The sequence below is a fragment of the Streptomyces inhibens genome, assembly GCF_022221585.1.
GTDB lineage: Bacteria > Actinomycetota > Actinomycetes > Streptomycetales > Streptomycetaceae > Streptomyces > Streptomyces inhibens.
This window is the reverse complement of record NZ_CP084681.1, coordinates 9,183,600-9,202,429: the sequence shown is the minus strand read 5'-3', so window position 1 is coordinate 9,202,429 and position 18,830 is coordinate 9,183,600. Positions and strand designations below refer to the sequence as shown.

Genomic DNA, 18,830 nt, shown 5'->3' with positions numbered 1-18,830 from the left:
GCCCGTGCCCACCGAACGCACCCTGTTGAGCGAGCGCACCCCTTCCGGTGGCCTCGCCCCGTCCGCCGCCCCGGCCGGGCGCCCGGGACCCGGGGCCGGTCTGCCGGCCCTCGTGGCGTGGCACGCCGAACGGGCGCCGCACGCCTTGGCGGTGGCCGACGGCGACACCACGCTCACCTACGCACAGCTGGTCCTGGCCGCCCGCGCCCTCGCCGCGCATCTGCAGCGGCACGGCGTCCGCCGGGGGGACCCGGTGGCGCTGCTGATGCCGCGCTCCGCCCGCACGGTCATGGCCCAGCTCGCGCTGTGGTGGGCCGGCGCGGTGTGCGTACCGCTCGATCCGGCGCACCCTCGCGCCCGTAGCGAGGCGCTGGCCGCGGACGCGGGTGTGACACTGACCGTCGGGGACGGCAAGCTCCTGGAATCCGCCGCACCGGCCGGCGCCACGCTCGCACTGCCCGATGAACCGCTGCCGGACGTCGCCCCGGCCCTCGCCCCCGCGCCCGAACTCGGCCCGGACGCGGCGGCGTTCATCTTGTTCACCTCCGGCTCCACCGGCCGGCCCAAGGGGGTGGCGATCGCGCACCATGCGATCGCTGAGCTGGTCACCGATCCGGCGTACCTCACCCTGACACCCCGTGACCGGGTGCTGTTCCATTCGCCGATGACGTTCGACGCCTCGACGTTCGAGGTGTGGAGCGCGCTCGCCAACGGTGCCGCGGTGGTGGTGTGCGCCGTGCAGCGGCCGTCGTTCGAGGAACTGGCCCAACAGGCGGAGCGCCACGGTGTCACCGTGGCGTTCTTCACCACCGCGCTCTTCCACCAGCTGGCGGTGCGCCGCTCCCGGGTGTTCGCGCTGCTGCGCACGGTGGTGGTCGGCGGGGAGGCGATGGCCGCCCATCATGCCCGTGAGGTCCTGCGGGCTTTCCCCTGGCTGGAGTTGGTCAACGGCTACGGGCCGACGGAGACAACGACGTTCGCCACGGCCCACCGGGTCACCGACGCGGACTGCGACGGGCAGGTGCCGATCGGCCAGCCCATCGCGGGCGCGACGGCGTACGTCCTGGACGACGCCGGCCGGCCCGTGCCGCACGGCGAGCGCGGCGAACTCTGGGTCGGCGGCAGCCGGCTGGCGCTGGGCTACACCGGACAGCCGGAGCTGACCGCCGAGCGCTTCACCTCTCACACCGGTCTGGGCCGCCTCTACCGCACCGGCGATGTGGTCTCCGCGCGCCCTGACGGAGTCCTCGACTTCCACGGGCGCACGGACGATCAGGTGAAGGTGCGCGGCTTCCGGATCGAACCGGGGGAGGTCGAACACGCGCTGCGGGACCAGCCCGAGGTGGACGACGCGGCCGTGGCCGTGCACCGCCCCTCCCCCGACGACGCCCGCCTGATCGCCTTCGTCGTCGCAGCACCCGGCCCCGTGCCCCGGCCGGGCGGTCTGCGCGACCGGCTGGCCGCGGTCCTGCCCGCTCATCTGGTGCCCGACGAGCTGACCGTCGTCGGGGAGCTGCCGCTCACTCCCTCCGGCAAGGTCGACCGCCGCGCACTGACGGACCTGGTCGCCGCGGGCGGCTGCGACACCCCGGCCGCGCCGCTGGCGCCGCTGGAGCAGGCCGTCGCCGACCTGTGGAGCCGTTCCCTGGGCCGCGATGTGACCCGTCCGGACGCCGACTTCATCGCCCTGGGCGGGCACTCCCTGCTGGCCCTCGGCGTCGCCGACGACCTGCGCGAGGAGCTGGGCGTCGAGCTGACGCTCGCCGACTTCTTCGCCGCCCCCACCGTGGCGGGTCAGGCCGCCCTGGTCGAGCGGGCGCTGCTCGCCGAGCACAGCGATCTGCACCCGCACGCCCCGGAGGACACCGATGGCCACTGACCGCCCCGCAGCCCCGGCCCTCCAGGAGGAGCTGCTGCGCCGGGCGCGCGCCCGCGCCGCCCGCTCCGTCCGCCTTCCCGAGGCATCGCACCAGGGACCGGCGCCGCTCTCCCACGCCCAGCGCCGTATGTGGCTGATGGACCGGCTCGGCCACGGCGGCGCGTCGTACAGCGTGCCGTTCGCCACCCGGCTGCGTGGTCCACTCGATGTGGACGCGCTGGCCGCCGCCCTGGTCTCGCTCGTGCGCCGGCACGAGATCCTGCGGACCCGCTACGGGCAGCGGGACGGCGAGCCGTACCAGGAGGTGCTCGCGGCGCCCGAGGCGTTCGCGGTGCCCGTCGTGGAAACGGGCGCCGAGGAGGCTTCGGCCCTGCTGGTGGCGGAGGCGCGCCGCCGGTTCGATCTGTCCGCCGGACCCCTGCCCCGCGCCCTGGTCCTGCGGCACGGGGAACAGGACCACACCGTTCTGCTGACGTTCCATCACATAGCCATCGACGGACCGTCGTTGGACACCGTGACCCAGGAGCTCGGCGAGCTCTACGCGGCCGCCGCCACCCCGAGGGCGACGCTCAGCCCTCAGCGCACGCGGCCGCCGCAGTACGCGGACTTCGCGCGGCGTGAGCACCAGGCCGCCGATCGCCTCGATGAGGGGTTGCGGCACTGGGCCGGCCTTCTCGAAGGCGCCGCTCCGACGCGGCTGCCCGGCCCCGTACCGCCGCCCGCCGACGCCGGCTCCCGGCCCGCCGGGACCCACACCGCGCCGCTCGACCCCCAGGTGCCGGCCGCCCTGCGCGAGCTGGGCCAACGGCACCGGGCCACGGTGTTCACCGTGGCACTCGCCGCGGCGTTCGCCGCCCTGCACCGTTTCACCGGGCAGGATGACCTGGTGATCGGCGTTGCCGGAACGCACCGGCAGGGCGCGGCCATGCGCGGCCTGGTCGGACTGTGCGTCAACACCCTCCCGCTGCGCGTCGACGCCTCCGGCGACCCGTCCTTCAGCACGCTCCTGGAGCGGGTACGGGACGCGCTGCTGGACGCGCAGCGCTACCGTGAAGTGCCGTTCGACCTGATCCTGGAACGGCTCGGCGCCGCGGCCCGCGGTGCGGACGGGACGGCTCTGGTGCGGGTGACCGCGGACGTGCTCGGCGCTCCCACGGTGCTGGAGCTGCCGGGGACCGTGGGCGAACACCTCGACGTGGGCGTCGGAGAGGCCAAGTTCGACCTCTCCTTCGGTCTGGTGGAGGGCGACCGGCCCGCCGGTCTCGTGCAGTACCGCCGGGCCGCGCTGGACGACGAGGCAGCGGCCGGCCTCGGCGCGGGCTACGCCGCGCTGCTCGCCGCGGTCGCGGACGATCCCGGCCTCCGGCTCTCGCAACTGCCCGGTACGGCACCGGTATCCCCGGACGAGCCCGGCGGGCATCCGGCCGAGGTGATGCTGCGCGCCCACCCCCAGGTCTGCGAGGCCGCGGTGGTCGCGGCGCCCGGTGGTCCGCTGCTCGCCTTCGCGGTCCTGCGGGAGACGGGCGGCCCGGCGCCTGCCGACCTGCGCGCCCACCTGCGGGCCGGCCTGGCGCCGGAACTGGTCCCGGTCGCGGTCACCCTGCTGGACGCCCTCCCCCGGACCGCCGACGGCGCGGCCGACCCGACGCGGCTGCCGGGAATACCGGCCGCCCCCGCGCCGGACGGGCCCCGCGCCGAGGCGGTGCGCACGGGCTTCGCGGCGCTGCTGGGTCGCACACCCGCCCCGGACGACGACTTCTTCGCCCTCGGCGGCCACTCACTCACCGCCGTCCAGCTCGCCGAGCGGCTGCGCCAGGCGCTGACGCTGCCGCTGACCGGCCTGGACATCATGCAGGCCCGCACCCCCCGCGCGGTCACCGCCCTGTTGGACGCGCGGGAGGCGGAACGCGCCGCCGCGCCCGTACCCTCGTCCGCCCGGCCACGGCGGGCACGACCCGGCACGGTCCTGGTCACCGGCGCCACCGGTGGCGTCGGCGCCTTCGTCCTGCGTGAACTCGCCGCCCAGGGGCGCCCCGTACTGGCCCTGGCCCGCCCCGAATCAGCGCATCTGGTCGCGGCGGAGGGCGTGGACGTCATCGAGGGCGACCTCGCCGACCCGGACGGGCTGCGCAAGGCGGTGGCCGGCGCGGACGCGGTCGTCCATGCGGCCTGTACCTTCACCCGGCCCGAGGTCGACGTGGCGGCGATGGAGGCGATGCTCGCCGCCTGGTCGCACGGCCCGTTCGTCTTCGTCAGCAGCGTGGACGCCTACGGGCACCCCGACGGCGGGCCGGTGGCGGAGGAGTCCGTCTCGCGGGAGCCGCTCAGCCCGTACGGCCGGGCGAAGCTCGACTGCGAGCGGATGCTGCTGCGGGCGGCCGGTACCGGCGGCCGGGGCGGGGCCAGTGCGGTCCGCTCCCCGCTGGTGTGGGGCCCGCACGACCGGCTGCGTGACCAGCTGCGCTGGGGCGCCACCGGCCTGCTCTACCAGGCCGCGCAGGACGGCCGGCCGCTCACCCTTCCGCGGCCGGGCACCCGCGGCCACGCCTGGTACGGCGCACCCTGGGTGCACGCCGCGGCGCTGGCACGGGCGGTGGTCTCGTGCCTGGACGCGCCGGTGCACGGCGTGGCCAACGCCGTCAGCGGACATGTCACCTGGCGGGACCTCGCCGCGGACCTGGTCGAACTGCTCGGCAGCGCCAGCGAGATCCGTGAGACGGACGAGGTCCATCCGGACCTCGACCACCGCTGGCACTACCAGGCCGGCCGTCTGGCCCGGCCACTGGGCGCACAGCCGGGCGAGGACCGGCGTTCCGTACTGGCGGCCATGGTGAGGTGCGAACCCAACGGCACGAGGAGCTGAAGCCGATGTGGCGCGTCGCGCCAGGTACGGCACTCCGCGCCGCGGCTTCGTGCCGACTCTTGTCCGCACGGCCTGCCGCGCGCTGGGCCCGAGAGGCACGTCAGGGCTCGTTCAGGTAGGCGAGGACAGCGAGGACGCGGCGATTGTTGTCGTCGTCATCGGTGATGCCGAGTTTGCCGAACAGGGAGGTGGTGTACTTGCTGATGGCGCTGGCACTGAGGAAGAGCCGCCGGCCGATGGCCTGATTGGACAATCCTTCGGCCATGAGGCCGAGCACGGAGTGTTCGCGTTCGGTGAGCTGTCCGAGTCGTCGGTTCGAGGACCCGCTGGACAGCAGTTTGGCGATGACGGCCGGGTCCATGGCGGTCCCGCCACCGGCGACGCGTTCCAGAGCATCGATGAACTGATCGGCGTCGAACACGCTCTCCTTGAGGAAATAGCCGATGCCACCGGCGCCGTCGGCCAAGAGCTCGCGGGCATACAGTTGTTCGACGTACTGAGAAAGGATCAAGACCGGCAGGCCGGGCAGTTCGCTGCGGGCGGCAAGAGCCGCCCGCAGGCCCTCGTCCGACTGGGTGGGCGGCATGCGGACGTCGATGAGGGAAACGTCCGGCCGCCATGTCAGCAGCGCGTCGAGCGTCTCGGGTCCGGTGGTTGCCGTCGCCACCACCTGGTGTCCGTACGCCTCGATGAGGCGGACCATCCCGTCGCGCAGGAGGTAGAGGTCTTCGGCTACGACGATTCGCATGGCACCATCATCCTCACGCGGGTCGGACCGCCTGTCGGGCTGGCGATCTCCAGGGTGCCGTCGAAGACCGCGAGGCGGCGGCACAGCCCCGCAAGCCCACCGTCGGCTCGCACGTCGGCCCCACCCCGGCCGTTGTCTTCGATGTCAACGACGATGCCGGTGTCGTCGCGGGCGATGGAGATTCGCGCCCGTGTCGCATGGGCGTGCTTGGCCGCGTTGGTCAGCAGTTCGGCGATTCCGAAGTACAGGGCGGACTCGATCGGCGGGTCCAGGCGGAGCTGCACGTCGGCGCTGACAGCCGTCTCGACCGGGCTGTCCAAGGCAAGAGCGCGAACGGCATCGATGAGCCCTCGGTCGTTCAGCACCGGCGGGTTGATTCCCTTGACCAGTTCGCGGAGTTCGGTCAGTGATGTGGCGGCCCCGACTCGTGCTTCCCGCATCAGGGCCTTGGCCTGGTCGGGGTCGGTTTCCATCAGCTTCTCCGCCGTCGCCAAAGAGAGCCCGAGCGCGACCAGGCGGGCCTGCGCTCCATCGTGCAAGTCACGCTCGATCCGGCGGATCTCGGCGGCCTGCGCCACCGTCGTGTCCGCGCGCTGGGCCGTCAGCTCATCCACCCGGTCCGCCAGCGCCATCGCAGAGGACGCGCTCAGGAAGCGGACGGCTACCGGCTCGACGGACCGCCAGGCATACGGGGCGCCGGCGAAGGCCACGGCCAGGCCGAGCACCCCGAAGGTGCGCGCGAGGATCGACGGCTGGGACAGCCCGACGGCCGCTGCCGCGAGTCCGGCCGGCGGGATGGCCGCGATCACGCCCACGGTGATCGGTGCGATCGCCGTGAATCGCAGGTCACGCCAGGTAGCCGGGTCGCTCCGCCGGATCCGCCACCGCTGCTCCTGGCGGGCCTGCTGGCTGCTGCGCGCGTAGGTGAAACCGTTCCACCAGTACCCGGTGGACATGCGCACCACCGGCTCGGCCTGCCGGTATCCGGCGGGAATGACGGTGGCCGTCCACCTCGCGACAAGGAAGCGGAACATCCCACAGACCGGGCGGGACAGGGCGAGAGTCCCGATACTCGCCCACACGAACACCGGCACCCACGACCACGGGCCCGCCCACCAGATCCCCAGTGCCACGGCAGCGGCCCACACAGCCGGGACCAGCATGCTGACGATCACCACCACGCACGCCCGCACGAACCCCACGCAGGCACTGGCCACCCACGACATCACCTGTCTCATGACTCTTCCTTCTCACTTCATCACCCTGCCCGTTGCACCCGCGGTTCCTGCGATGCGCCGCCGATCAGGCTGGTACGGCTTGGTGTTTTCACTGTGCACGGCACGGAGCCCGACGCCCGCCAGATCGGCTCCGAAGTGGGTCTGGCTCCACCGCCCTGTACGTCCAGGCCCATACCGCGGCTCCCATGCGCTCCCTAGCGTCGACACCACACCGGACAACGCGAGGGAAGAGAGACGAAGAGAGACATGGAAACCATCAGCCACACCACGACCGAGGCCGCCCACCTCAACCATCCGTACACCCAACGGGCCTTCGGCAAGGTGAAGTTGCTCGTCGCGGCCTACGGCGCGCTGAGCGCCGCGGTCCTCATCACGGTCGTCGTCCTCGCCATCACCGGACACGAGGTGACCTCGTTCATGTGGGGCCGATCGGCCGGAGTGCTCGCGAGCGCCGCGGTGACCTACTGGCTGACCGTGCGCGCCTCACGGGGAGCGCGATGGGCCTATCTCCGTGTGCGCGCCATCTCGATCATCGTGCCGATCGCGATCGTCGCCATCGACATGATTCCCGGCGCCCTCCCGCCGTGGTTCGTCGTGATGCAGGTCGCCTGCGCCCTCACCATCGGCGCAACCGCCTTCCCCATCAACGGATCCGGACTGCGCGCCGCCTTCCCCAAGTCACGCTGACCCTCTCAAGCCGCAGAGGCCGGGGGCGAAGGCTGCGTACGCTTGCCGTGGCGGTTCGCGGGGGTCAGGCGCCGGGCGGGCAAAGCCCGGCCACCGCCCATTTCGCCCGCGTGGACAGCCGGCTGAGCACCTTCGCGGACCCCTTGCCGATCGTGTCCAGCAGGAGCCTGCCGTGCACCATCGTCGTACGCGCGAGTTCCGCGTCCCCCGCCTCGACGGCGGCGAGCGTCAGCTCCAAATGCTGCTCCGTGATCAGCCGGCCGAGCCCCCGGCGGTGCCACTGGGCAACCGCTCCGTCCGGCGTGGTGCCATCGGCGCCGACCGCCGCCCGTGCCCGCTCCAGCGCTCGCCCCGCTGCCGCGAGATCGCCCTTGCGACGCTCAAGGCGGGCGAGGACGTACGCCTCCGAGGCCCGTTCCCATGCCGTGTCCTGAAGCGAGAGGAGGTTGAACTGGGCGCGGGCCGCCTGTGCGTGATCGCCGATGCGCTCCAGCGCCCGGCTCAGCTCCCGGAGCCGGTCCGCGTCCGGGCCCGTGTCGTCCAGCATGCGGATGAGCGCGACCCGGGCGTGCTCGACACGACCCTGCCGGTGGGCCAGCTCGATCCAGGTGAACTCGCTCTCGGCAACCACATCCCGCCCGTGCCGCTTCGCTTCCTCGGCGCGGGCCCACTCCACGGCTCCGGCGCTGTCGGTGACCTGCCCGGCAGTGGCCGACCGCAGCAGCGCGACGTCCCCATCCTGCCCGTGCAACGCCACCAGCACCGCGGCCAGCCGCCGCTCCTCGAACCACTCGGTCCGCGCGGCACACTCGTGCTCCAGCAGGAAACGCAGCAGTGGCAGATCGCCGTCACGGCGGTCGTACTGCGCCGCCCGCAGCACCCCCGCCCGCAGCACCGGATCCGCAGCCGCCTCCTCCCACGCGCCGAGGTCGCCGGAGCGCATCCGCTCCAGCGCCTCCCGTCCCGGGCCGAGGACGACGTCGCGCAGGGACTGGCGGAAGGATTCCTCCAGTTGGTAGGCGCAAAGTTCGTCCGAGTTGAGCAGGAGGTGGTCCGGCTCGGTGCGCCGGGTGGCCGACTCCGACAGGGCGTTGAGTTCGACCAGTGACCGGTCCGGCAGGCCGAGACCGCTGATCAATGCCGCTCGCTGCGCGTCCAGTTCGGGAGCGAACTCCTCCCGCGCCTCGTCGTCCCCCTCACGTACCGCGGCGAGCAGGCCCTCCTCGTCCAGCTCGGGGGAGACGTTCTCACACCACGCGGGCAGCCGCACGAGGATTTCGAGCGCCTCGCCGACACTGTCGGCGAGCAGCGAGGCGTACCCGTCGGAGGACGCGTGGAGTACGGCTGTTCCCCCGCACAGGAAGTACGTGCCGCCGGTGTCGTCGCCGGCGATCGGCTCCAACGACGCACCGGACGCCAGGTGCACCGACTCGACGTGGTACGCCCGGCTCACATCGAAGTCGAACGGAAACGCGGCCAGTTCGGCCAGATCAGGGCGGGTGCGCAAGAGTTCCAGAACGCGGTCGGTCATACGACCGAACCCTAACGAGGCTCCAGCAGGAACACCCGGCGCAGGTGGCACTCCGAGGTGACCGCGATGCGCCCCGGCCCGGCCACGTCGATGGACGGTCGACTTGGAGCTCGATGTGCTCCACGGAGGCGCTTGGGCCCGGCCACGCCGGCATCCGGCACGGTCGCGCCCAAGGCCGGAACCTGCTCGGGCAGCGTCGCCCAGTCCTCGTCGAGCGCCCACCGCCGGTCCGGCTGATCAACGGCCCCGCCGAGCAGCAACCGGTAGAACTCGGTGCGGACGGCAACGGAACGAGGGCGAGAGCCCGTTGGGCACAAAGCCCCGGGCTGCGCTCAGACCGTGCGGGAGGCGATGAGCGCAGCCAGGGAAGTGACGGTGGGGTGGTCGAAGAGGTCACGGACCGCGATCCGTGCCGGAGCCACGCGATTGATCCGGGCCGTCACCTGGGCGGCCAACAGGGAGTGGCCACCGACGGCGAAGAAGCTCTCGTCGTCGGTGAAGTTCCCATGGCCGAGCGTCTGCTCCCAGACGCTGCGGATCTGCTCACGCTGCGGGCTCATCGGAACTCTCCCTGGATCGAAGCCGGGTTGGGTGTGGCCTGCGTCATATTCACTACCACCGAGGCCACATGACATCTCACGTGTGACATTGTACTCGGCGGAGGTAGCGGATGCTTGATGCACAACGCGGCGGCGAAACAGCCCTGACCCAGCAACAGGAAACCGTGTGGAAAGCCCAGTTGATGGCTCCGGCCAGTGACTCGTACCACATCCCCCTGGCCTTCCACCTGAGCGGTCGGATCGATCCCTCCGCACTCGACCTGGCGTTGCGGCGGGTGATCGAGCGCCACCCCGTCCTGCGTGTGACCATCTCCGACAGCCCCGACGGCGCGCCCCGGCAGCGCCCCGGGCCACCTCCGAAGTCCTTGCTCGCAGTCCACGACACCGACCCGGGTCAGGCCCGGCACTTACTGGCGGAGGCTGCCCGCCGCCCGTTCGACCGGACCGAGCCGCTGAGAATGGCGGCGGAGCTGTTCCGGTGGTCGGCCGACGAGGCCCTGCTGCTCCTGGTCTTCGACCATGTCGCCGTGGATGCCCCCTCGGTGGCCCAGCTGCTGCACGAGCTGTCCCAGGACTGTGCGCAGCTTGCCGATGGCCGGCAGCTGGACGAAGTCGTCCCGGAGGAGGGCTACTTCGCGTACGCACGGGAGCAGCAGGCCCGTTTCGCGGAGCCCGACGCCGAGACGGCAGCGGGGGCGGCTTTCTGGGCGGAGCGAACCGCGCGGCTGGACCGCGGAACGGATCCGGGCCTTCGCCGGCCCGGCGAACTCGGCCTCCCCACTGCGGAGTTGGAGGTCGCACTGCCGGACGGGCTGACGGCGGCCGCCGTGGCGGTCGGCGGCTCCCTCTTCACCGTGCTGATGGCCGCCTACTGCCTGGCGCTCAGACATCTCAGCCTGGAACGCGATGTCCTGGTGGCGTATCCGGCCATCGACCTGCGGCGCGCCGAGTACGAAGGTGCGGTCGGCCTCTTCACCGACGGGCTGTTCCTGCGCGCGCCGGACCCGGCCGGGCTCACCCTCAGCGATTACGCCGCCAAGGTCCGCGAGGACCTGCTGGCCGGCTTCGAGCACCAGGGAGCGCCGCTCGCGGACATGTATCGCGGCCTGCGCGCCGCCGGGTCCTCCGCGCGGGCGATGCTGTCACTGCACGACCAGGGTGCGGAAGAGTTATCGCTGCCCGAAGCCACCGTACGGCGGGTGCCCGTCTACCCCCGCGCGGGCAAGACGGATCTCCTGCTGGCGGTCGAGGCAGACGGCGAAACGGCCGCGGCCCGGTTGCAGTTCAACACCGACCGCTACGACGAGGCCGCCGCGCGGGGCTTCGCCGCGGCCTACCGGTCGGTCCTCGGGGCGCTCACCGGCCTGGCCCGTGGTGCCGACGTGCCCGCCGTCGAGGTGCCGTTGGTACCGGACGAGCACCAGGTGCAGACGCTCGCCAAGGCCCGCGGGCCCGCGCAGCCGCCATTCGCGCCGGTCACCCGGTCGTTTCTGGAGCAGGTGCGCCGGTCGCCGGGCCAGGTGGCGGTGCTCGCCGCCGGGGAACAGCTGACCTACCGCGAACTGGAACGGGCTTCGGGTGTGCTGGCTGCCCGGCTGGGCGAACTCGGCCTTGCGCGTGGCAGCACGGTGGCGCTGCTGCTGCCGCGCTCCGCCCGGTACGTCGTGGCGGCGCTCGGCGTACTGCGCGGCGGGCACGCGTTCCTGCCGGTCGATCCCGAACTCCCGCCCGCAAGACGGGGGTTCGTGCTCTCGGACGCCGGGGTGGCGGCCGTCGTCGTGGCCACGCGGGCCGACGCCGCGGAACTCCCGGTGGGGATGACGGTGGTGGCCCTGGACGATCCGGCGCCCTCCGCCCCGGCCGGCGGCGCTCCGCGGACGGGCCACGCCCCGCTCGACGGGGACGAGCCCCTTGCGGCGGACCCCGCTTACGTGATCACCACCTCCGGCAGCACCGGCCTGCCGAAGTGCGTCCAGGTCCCGCACGGGGCGCTGGCCAACAATCTCCGCTGGAAGGCGGAGCGGTTCGGGTTCACCGCCCGGGACAGGTTCTACTTCAAGACGCCTCCGGTCTTCGATGCCTCGGTCTGGGAGTTCCTCACGCCGCTGATGGTGGGCGCCTCGGTCGTCGTGGCACCGGCCTGGGCGCACCGCGATCCATCCGCCCTGGCCGCGGAGGTCGAGGCCCGGGGCGTAAGTGTCGTCCAGTTCGTCCCGACGCTCCTCAAGGCACTGCTGGCGGAGCCCCGACCGCCGTCGGGCTCGGTGCGGTGGGTGTTCTGCGGCGGGGAAGCGCTGGACGCCGCCGTGGCTGCCCGCGCCGTCCGGTACTTCGAAGCGCCGGTGGTCAATCTCTACGGCCCGGCCGAGGCGGCCATCGACGTCACCTCGTTCACGTACCAGGAGGAGGTCACCGACGGTGGTGGCCCGCGCACGGGCCGGGTGCCGATCGGGTGGCCGGCAGCCGGGGCGCAGGTCCATGTCCTGGGCCGGGGCGGCCAGTTGATCCCTGCGGGGTTTCCGGGCGAGCTGTACATCGGAGGGGTTCCGCTCGCGCTCGGCTATCTGAACCGCCGGGAGCTGACCGAGGAGCGTTTCGTCCGCCACCCCTTCGACCCCGGCCCGGGCGCGAGGCTCTACCGCACCGGCGACCTCGGCCTGCGCACCTCGGACGGGACACTGGTGTTCCTGGGCCGCCAGGACGGGCAGGTCAAGGTCCGCGGAATTCGGGTCGAACTCGACGAGGTCCGCTCGGTGGCGCTCGGGCACCCCGAAGTCCACGACGCGGTCGCGGTGCTCGTCCCGGGCCGGGAGGAGGAGCTGCTCGCGCTGTACTTCCTGGGCCGGGAGCCGGGCACCCGGGCCCGGCTTCGGGCCCACCTCGCGCAGCACCTGCCCGCCGCGCTGCAACCCAGCCACCTTGTCGCCATGGACGCGTTCCCCCTGACCGGCAGCGGCAAGGTGGACGTACGGACGCTTCCCGCGCCGCCTCCGCTCGCCACCGCCGCGACCGCCGACCTGCCCCGGACCGAGCTGGAGCGCCGGATCGCGGCCCTGTGGGCGCAGCTGCTCGGCTGTGCCCCGGACCGGGTGCCCCGGGACGTCAGCTTCTTCGAGTCGGGCGGTACCTCGCTGACGCTCATCCGCCTGCACCGCATGCTCCGCGCGGAGTTCGGCACCCCGGTGCCGGTCACCGCCCTGTTCGCCTTCCCCACGGTCGCCGCGATCGCGCGCTCGCTGAAGACCCCTGACGAGTACGGAGAATCATCATGAGTGAACGGCCGGACGCATCGGCGGTGGCGATCGTCGGCATGGCCTGCCGGTTCCCGGGCGCCCGGGACCTGGAGGAGTACCGGGACCTGCTGCTGCGTGCGGAGAGCGCCGTGCAGCGCTTCGACGCCGGGGCGGGCGGGGACGATCCGCGCCATGTGCCGGCCGGCGGTGAGCTGGACGGTGTGGACCTCTTCGACGCGGAGTACTTCGGCATCGCCCCGGCCGAAGCCGCCGCGATGGATCCGCAACAGCGCCTGCTCCTACAGGAGGCCGTACACGCCCTGGAGCACGCCGGACGGGGCGCCCACGCGTCGCTCGGCCGGGTCGGGGTGTTCTGCGGCAGCGGCGACAACCGCTACGGTGCGCTGATCGCGGCGGCCGGCGACGGGCTGCCGATGGGAACGTCCGCGGCGGCGCTGCCGCTGCGTGTCTCCTATCACCTCGGGCTGCGGGGGCCGAGCGTCTTCGTGGCAAGCCTCTGCTCGACCGCGCTCACCGCCGTGCACCTGGCTCGGCGCAGTCTGCTGGCCGGTGACTGCGACCTGGCCGTGACCGGTGCCGTGTCGGTCGGGCTGCCGCACGAGCGCGGCTACCTGGCGGTCGACGGCGGGGTGCTGTCGGCGAGCGGGGTGTGCCGTCCCTTCGACCGGGAAGCCGACGGGACGGTACCGGGCAGCGGCGTGGGTGTGGTGGTGCTCAGGCGGCTGGCCGACGCGCTGCGTGACGGGGACACCGTCCACGCCGTGGTGCGCGGCTCGGCGCTGAACAACGACGGCGCCGACCGGTTGAGCTTCGCCGCCCCCAGCGTCATCGGGCAGCGTGACGTCCTGCTGTCGGCCTGGGCCGACGCCGGCGTCCCACCGGAGGGCATCGGCTACATCGAGGCACACGGCACCGGGACGCCGCTCGGTGACCCGGTCGAATTCGCCGCGCTGGCGGCCGCGAGGAAGCTGCTCGGTGTGACCTCGCCCTGCGCGGTCGGCAGCGTCAAGTCCTCGCTCGGCCACCTGGACGCGGCCGCGGGCATGGCCGGCCTCATCAAGGCCGTCCTGGCGGTGCGGGACGGGGTGGTCCCCGGGACGGTGGGCCATCGGGAGCTCAATCCGGCGATCGATCTCGACGGCAGCGGTCTGCGCGTGGCGGTCGACACCGCCCCGTGGCCCGCGGCGGACGGCCCCCGGCGAGCGGGCGTGACAGCGCTCGGGGTGGGCGGAACCAACGCGCACCTCGTGCTGGAGCAGCCGCCGGCCGTGCCGGTGCCGACGGGTGGCGGCGGGCCGCAGGTGTTCCCCGTGTCCGCTCGCTCGTCCTGGTCCTTCGACCGCTCACGCGCCGCGCTCGTCGAGCTGCTTCCCGGTCTCGACGGCAGCCCGACGACGGCGGCCCGGTTGGCGCGCTCACTGCAGGACGGCCCGGCCCCCGGCCGATTGCGCCGGGCATGGGTGGCCGCCGACACGGCCGGACTCGCCGCGGCCATCGGGGCGGACTCCGGGGAGCCGGCGGCCGGCCCGCTGGTCCTGGGGCTGGAGGCCGGTCCCTGGTCCGGTGGCGGGCAGTCCGCGGCCGGGCCGGACGAGGTGCGGTCGTACTTCGACGGCCCGCTGGCCCTGCTCGACTCCCTCGACGGGCTCGGTGTCGAGCCGGACGCGCTCGCGGCCTGCGGGATCGGTGAGTTCGCGGCGTTCGCCTTCGCCGGCGCGATCGACGCGCAGAGCGCGCGGCGGTACGCCGGGTACCACGCCACCGCCGTGCTCGCCGCCCGGATCGGCGGAGACCTCAGCGCCTGCGAGCGTGCCCTGGCCGCGTTGGACAGGGAGCTGACGTCCGCCGGTGAGCTCCGCGCGCTGAACGTGGAGATCCGTTCGGTGACGCTCGGCGTGGTTCTGCGGGCCGGCGATGTGCCCCCGGCGGCCCACCTGTTGGAGGTCTCCCGGGCGGCCGTGCTGGGCGGCGAGGCCGCCGCTCTCCCGCCGGAAGCCTGTGCGGTGACTCCGGCGGCCGGCGACCGCGCGCAGTTCCTCCGGCTGGTGGCGCACTGCTGGGAGCACGGTGCGGACGTGCGGTGGACGGGGTTGCGCGAACCGGACGGTCTCCCGCGGATGGCGATACCTCCGTACCCGTTCCGGCCGACACGTCACTGGCACCCGGCCGTCCCCGTCCGCGCGTTGCCCGAAGCGGCCGGTGACACCGCGTCCGCCGGCGCAGGCTCGCGCCGGCGCCCTGGTGCGACCACCGTCGAGACGGTGATGGCGATCTGGTGCGAGGTCCTGGGCCTGCCCGAGGTCGGCCCCGACGACGACTTCTTCGACCTGGGCGGTCACTCGCTCCTGGCCACCCAGGTGCTCTCCCGGATCCAGGAGGAGTTCGGCACCCGGATCCCGCTGGGCGATCTGCTGGACGGGCAGTCTCCGGTGGACGTGGCCGCCCTGGTGGATGCGGAGCTGGAGTCGTCCCGGCTGTACCGGTCGCTGGTCGACGCTCCGGCGGACGGCGGCGCATGGGAAGAGGTGGAGCTGTGACCATGGTCGCCGTTCTGGAGGAGCTCTCCCGGCGGGGCGCACGCCTCGCGCTGGAAGAGGGCCGGCTCACCCTCACCGCCCCCGAAGGCGCGCTGGACCCCGAGCTCACCGCGCTGGTGCGGCGCCACCGTGCCGAGGTGGTCCAGTTCCTGCGGGAGCGGGCGGAGGAGGAGGCCCGTCGCACCATACGGATCAGGCGGGTGGAGCGCGGTGGGCCGCTGCCGGCCACCTATGCCCAGCAGCGGCTCTGGCTGGTCGAACAGCTCGGCATCGATCTCCCGGTCTACAACATGTACTTCACGACCGAGCTGACCGGGCCGCTCGACGAGGAGGCTCTGCGCTGGGCCGCAGGGCAGCTGATGGCGCGGCACGAGGTGCTGCGGACCGCCCTGCGGAACTCCCCCGCCGGGCTGGTCCAGGAGATCTCGGCGCACTGCCCGACCCCGTACGCCGAGCACGACGCGCGGACCGACGCGCAGGCGGAGGCGCTGATCCGCCGGGTCACCGAGACCAGGTTCGACCTCGCCGTCGCTCCGCTGATTCGCTTCGACCTGATCCGGTGCGCGCCCGAGCGGAGGATCTTCGTGGTCACCCAGCACCACGTCATCTCCGACGGCTGGTCGACCGGTCTGATCCGCTCGGAGCTCTCCGAGCTGTACGCGGCCAGGGTCGCCGGGCGGCCGGCCGACCTGCCCGAACCGACCGTGCAGTACGCCGACTTCGCGGTCTGGGAACGGGAATGGCTCGGCACCGAGCTGGCGGAGCGCCAGCGCGCCTTCTGGCGGGGGCAGTTGGCCGACCTGCCGCCTTTGCTCGACCTGGCGCCGGGCCGTACCAGGGAGGCCGTGCAGGGCTTTCGCGGCGACGCCCTGGACTTCCGCTTGGGTCCCGAGGCCGCCGCCGCAGTGGAACGGCTCTGCGCGTGCGCCGCCGCCACCCCGTACAGCGTCTTCATGGGGGTGTTCACGCTGCTGCTGGCCCGGATCTCCCGGACCGGTGACATCGCGGTGGGCAGTCCGCTCGCCAACCGTCCCTTCCCCGCGTTGGAGCGCACGCTCGGCCTGTTCTTCAACTCCATCACCGTTCGGACGGTGGTGCGGCCCGAGGAGAGCGTGCAGGACTATCTGGCCCGGGTGCGGCGCACGGCGTTCGACGCCTTCGCCCACCAGGACCTGCCGTTCGACCAGGTGGTCGACGCTGTCGCGCCGGACCGCAGCAGCTCGCACTCCCCCGTCTTCCAGAGCATCCTGATCTACCAGAGCTACCCCGACGGCGACCTCGACCTTCCCGGTATCCGGTCCGGACCGGCGCCCGCGCCGGTGTACGCGGCGCAGTACGACCTGCAGCTGAAGCTGCGCCAGGAGTCGGACGGGTTCCTCGGCCAGTTGCTCTTCAGTACCGCGCTCTTCGACCGGACGCAGGCCGGGCTGCTGGTCACCTGGTTCGAGCGGCTGCTGACGGCGATGGCCGAGCACCCGGACCGGCCGGTCGGTGAACTGCCGCTGACCAGCCCCGAGGAGGAGGCCCGTCAGACCCGCTTCGACGCCGAGGCCGAGCTGCCGGTGCCGCAGCGGCCCGTTCACCGCCTCGTCCTCGACCGGCTGGCAGAGGAGGGCGACCGGCCCCTCGTGTCGCTTCGCGGACGGTCTCTCACCGGTGCGCAGCTGGCAGAGCGGGCCGCCGCCGTAGCGGCGGGTCTGCGGGCCGCGGGTCTGCGCCCGGGCGAACGGGTGGGCCTGCTGGTGCCGCGTTCACCGGACCTCGTCGTGGTCCTGCTCGGCGTACTGGCGGCCGGCATGGCGTACGTGCCGCTCAGCGGGACCGACCCGCAGGGCCGGCTGGAGGGCATGCTGGCCGACGCGCGGTGCGCCGCCCTGATCACCGACGGCCCGTACCGGCAGCTCTGCCCCGGCTTCGCCGGTCGCCGGCTTGCGCTGACCGATCTGGTCGCCTCGTCGGGCCGGGCTGACGGAACGGCACCGGCCCTCGCGGAACCCGGGCCCGAGGACAGCGCGTACGTGATCTTCACCTCCGGCTCGACCGGACGGCCCAAGGGGGTCGAGGTCACCCATGGCAACCTCGCCAACCTCTTCACCGCCCTCGACCACGCCGTCGAGCTGCCCGCGGACGCCCGCTGGCTCGCCGTCACCGCCGCCACGTTCGACATCGCCGTGGTGGAACTGCTCTGGACCCTGTCCCGGGGCGTGCCGGTGGTCCTTGCCGAGAGCAGTGAGACGCTGGCCCTCGCCGACCCGGGCGAGGACGTCGAGAGCGTTCCCGAGCTGATCGCCCGGACCGGGATCACCGCTCTGCAGGCCACCCCGACGCTGCTGCGCAGTGTGCTGCGTCTGCCGGGCGGCGACCGGGCGCTCTCCCGCCTCCGCCTGCTGCTGTGCGGCGGCGAGGCGCTGGACACGGTGCTGGCCACGCGCCTGAAGGACCTCGGCATACCCAGGGTGCTCAATCTGTACGGGCCCACCGAGACCACGGTCTGGTCGACGGTCTGGGAGGTACCGGCCCACCCGGCCGCGGTTCTGGTCGGCCGGCCGCTGGCGAACACCCGGGTCCGCGTCCTGGACGCCGGGATGCGCCCGGTGTCGGACGGGATGTTCGGCGAGTTGGCGATCGCCGGGGCGGGGGTGGCCAAGGGCTACCTGACCGACCCGGAGCTCACCGCCGCCCGCTTCGTCCGGGCCGTCGGCAAGGAGCGGCTGTACCGCACCGGCGACCTCGCCCGCAGGCTGCCGGACGGCACACTCGAACTGGCCGGCCGCCTCGACCAGCAGGTGAAGGTCAACGGCTACCGCATCGAGCTCACGGAGGTGGAGCGGGCCCTGGGTTCGCTCCCGGGGATCGCCGCCTGCGCGGTGGTCGTCCAGGAGGCCGACGACGGCCGTGCTCTGGTCGCCCACTACGTCACCGGTGACGACTGCGTCCGGCACCCTCAGGAGCTGCGCTCGGCGCTCGCCGCCGTGCTGCCGGACCCGTACCTGCCGGCCGCCTTCAACCGGCTGTCGGCGCTGCCGACAACCAGCGGCGGCAAGACCGACCGACGGGCGCTGCCGACGGTCGCCCTGACAGGTGGCGCGGCATCCGGTCCGGCCGCGCCGCGGGCCACGGACGAACTGGAGTCGATGCTGCTGGCCGCCTGGCGGCGCGTCCTCGACCGGCCGCTGACCTCTGCGGACGACGACTTCTTCCAGGCCGGTGGCAACTCGATCCTGGTGGCACGGTTGCTCACCGAGATCCGCGCCCATGTCACGGCCGAGGCGAGGATCGTCGATCTGTTCCGGTACCCGACGGTCCGCTCGTACGCCCGCCATCTGCGGGGCGGTACGGCGTCCCCGGCGCAGCAGGACGGTGTCCCGGCGCCGGCCCCCGAGCGCGCGGTCGGTGCCCGCCGCCGCGAGCAGGTGCTGCGCAAGCGCCGGCTGCGCGAACAGTCCAGCCGTGCCCCGTCGGAGACCGCCCCGGACACCGCCCCGGGTCCGGCGACCGGCGCCGAACCCGGGCGGCAGCCGTGAGCCGTCCCC

The 18,830-nt window shown here is 73.2% G+C and carries 10 protein-coding genes; 6 read left to right on the top strand and 4 right to left on the bottom strand.

Annotation, left to right across the window (positions count from 1 at the left end):
* The first annotated feature begins 4 nt into the window (after positions 1 to 4).
* Both KI385_RS41340 and KI385_RS41335 read left to right on the top strand, forming a co-directional pair.
* The gene (locus tag KI385_RS41340) at positions 5 to 1,879 is read left to right on the top strand and encodes a non-ribosomal peptide synthetase (RefSeq protein WP_238577132.1); all 1,875 of its coding nucleotides are present in this window, start codon (positions 5 to 7) and stop codon (positions 1,877 to 1,879) included.
* On the top strand, positions 1,869 to 4,742 hold the full coding sequence (locus tag KI385_RS41335; RefSeq protein WP_238577131.1) for a condensation domain-containing protein: 2,874 nt from the start codon (positions 1,869 to 1,871) through the stop codon (positions 4,740 to 4,742). The genes KI385_RS41340 and KI385_RS41335 overlap by 11 nt, the downstream gene beginning before the upstream one ends.
* Before the next feature lie 100 nt (positions 4,743 to 4,842).
* Here KI385_RS41335 and KI385_RS41330 read toward each other — a convergent pair whose 3' ends face one another.
* Together KI385_RS41330 and KI385_RS41325 are read right to left on the bottom strand one after the other, a co-directional pair.
* Positions 4,843 to 5,490 (bottom strand): response regulator transcription factor, encoded by a 648-nt coding sequence (locus KI385_RS41330; RefSeq protein WP_238577129.1) that lies wholly within the window; start codon positions 5,488 to 5,490, stop codon positions 4,843 to 4,845.
* On the bottom strand, positions 5,475 to 6,728 hold the full coding sequence (locus KI385_RS41325) for a sensor histidine kinase (protein ID WP_238577128.1): 1,254 nt from the start codon (positions 6,726 to 6,728) through the stop codon (positions 5,475 to 5,477). The genes KI385_RS41330 and KI385_RS41325 overlap by 16 nt, the downstream gene beginning before the upstream one ends.
* Positions 6,729 to 6,974: 246 nt before the next feature.
* On the opposite strand from KI385_RS41325, the gene KI385_RS41320 reads away from it, so the two are divergent.
* Positions 6,975 to 7,415, top strand: a complete 441-nt coding sequence (locus KI385_RS41320) for a hypothetical protein (RefSeq protein WP_238577127.1) — start codon at positions 6,975 to 6,977, stop codon at positions 7,413 to 7,415.
* A gap of 64 nt (positions 7,416 to 7,479) precedes the next feature.
* Here the strand turns inward: KI385_RS41320 and KI385_RS41315 are convergent, their stop codons facing one another.
* Together KI385_RS41315 and KI385_RS41310 are read right to left on the bottom strand one after the other, a co-directional pair.
* Positions 7,480 to 8,946 (bottom strand): hypothetical protein, encoded by a 1,467-nt coding sequence (locus KI385_RS41315; RefSeq protein ID WP_238577126.1) that lies wholly within the window; start codon positions 8,944 to 8,946, stop codon positions 7,480 to 7,482.
* Positions 8,947 to 9,278: 332 nt separating this feature from the next.
* Positions 9,279 to 9,506 (bottom strand): acyl carrier protein, encoded by a 228-nt coding sequence (locus KI385_RS41310; protein ID WP_238577124.1) that lies wholly within the window; start codon positions 9,504 to 9,506, stop codon positions 9,279 to 9,281.
* A 110-nt stretch (positions 9,507 to 9,616) separates the two neighbouring features.
* Here KI385_RS41310 and KI385_RS41305 point away from each other — a divergent pair, with 110 nt between their 5' ends.
* Genes KI385_RS41305 through KI385_RS41295 form a run of 3 tightly spaced genes read left to right on the top strand, consistent with a single transcriptional unit; the run spans position 9,617 to position 18,821 of the window.
* Positions 9,617 to 12,778, top strand: coding sequence for a non-ribosomal peptide synthetase (locus tag KI385_RS41305; protein WP_238577123.1), 3,162 nt, complete (start codon positions 9,617 to 9,619; stop codon positions 12,776 to 12,778).
* Complete coding sequence (locus tag KI385_RS41300; protein ID WP_238577122.1) at positions 12,775 to 15,297, top strand: beta-ketoacyl synthase N-terminal-like domain-containing protein; 2,523 nt, start codon at positions 12,775 to 12,777, stop codon at positions 15,295 to 15,297. Before KI385_RS41305 ends, KI385_RS41300 begins: the two co-directional genes overlap by 4 nt.
* 2 nt (positions 15,298 to 15,299) lie before the next feature.
* Positions 15,300 to 18,821: a non-ribosomal peptide synthetase gene (locus KI385_RS41295; RefSeq protein ID WP_238577121.1), complete on the top strand. Its 3,522-nt coding sequence runs from the start codon at positions 15,300 to 15,302 to the stop codon at positions 18,819 to 18,821.
* The last annotated feature ends 9 nt before the right edge of the window (positions 18,822 to 18,830 follow it).

Bases quoted from the DNA above. Each gene is read 5' to 3' on its own strand.
- KI385_RS41335 (WP_238577131.1), top strand. From the start codon at position 1,869: ATGGCCACTGACCGCCCCGCAGCCCCGGCCCTCCAGGAGGAGCTGCTG.
- KI385_RS41330 (WP_238577129.1), bottom strand. From the start codon at position 5,490: ATGCGAATCGTCGTAGCCGAAGACCTCTACCTCCTGCGCGACGGGATG.
- KI385_RS41325 (WP_238577128.1), bottom strand. From the start codon at position 6,728: ATGAGACAGGTGATGTCGTGGGTGGCCAGTGCCTGCGTGGGGTTCGTG.
- KI385_RS41320 (WP_238577127.1), top strand. From the start codon at position 6,975: ATGGAAACCATCAGCCACACCACGACCGAGGCCGCCCACCTCAACCAT.
- KI385_RS41315 (WP_238577126.1), bottom strand. From the start codon at position 8,946: ATGACCGACCGCGTTCTGGAACTCTTGCGCACCCGCCCTGATCTGGCC.
- KI385_RS41310 (WP_238577124.1), bottom strand. From the start codon at position 9,506: ATGAGCCCGCAGCGTGAGCAGATCCGCAGCGTCTGGGAGCAGACGCTC.
- KI385_RS41305 (WP_238577123.1), top strand. From the start codon at position 9,617: ATGCTTGATGCACAACGCGGCGGCGAAACAGCCCTGACCCAGCAACAG.
- KI385_RS41300 (WP_238577122.1), top strand. From the start codon at position 12,775: ATGAGTGAACGGCCGGACGCATCGGCGGTGGCGATCGTCGGCATGGCC.
- KI385_RS41295 (WP_238577121.1), top strand. From the start codon at position 15,300: ATGGTCGCCGTTCTGGAGGAGCTCTCCCGGCGGGGCGCACGCCTCGCG.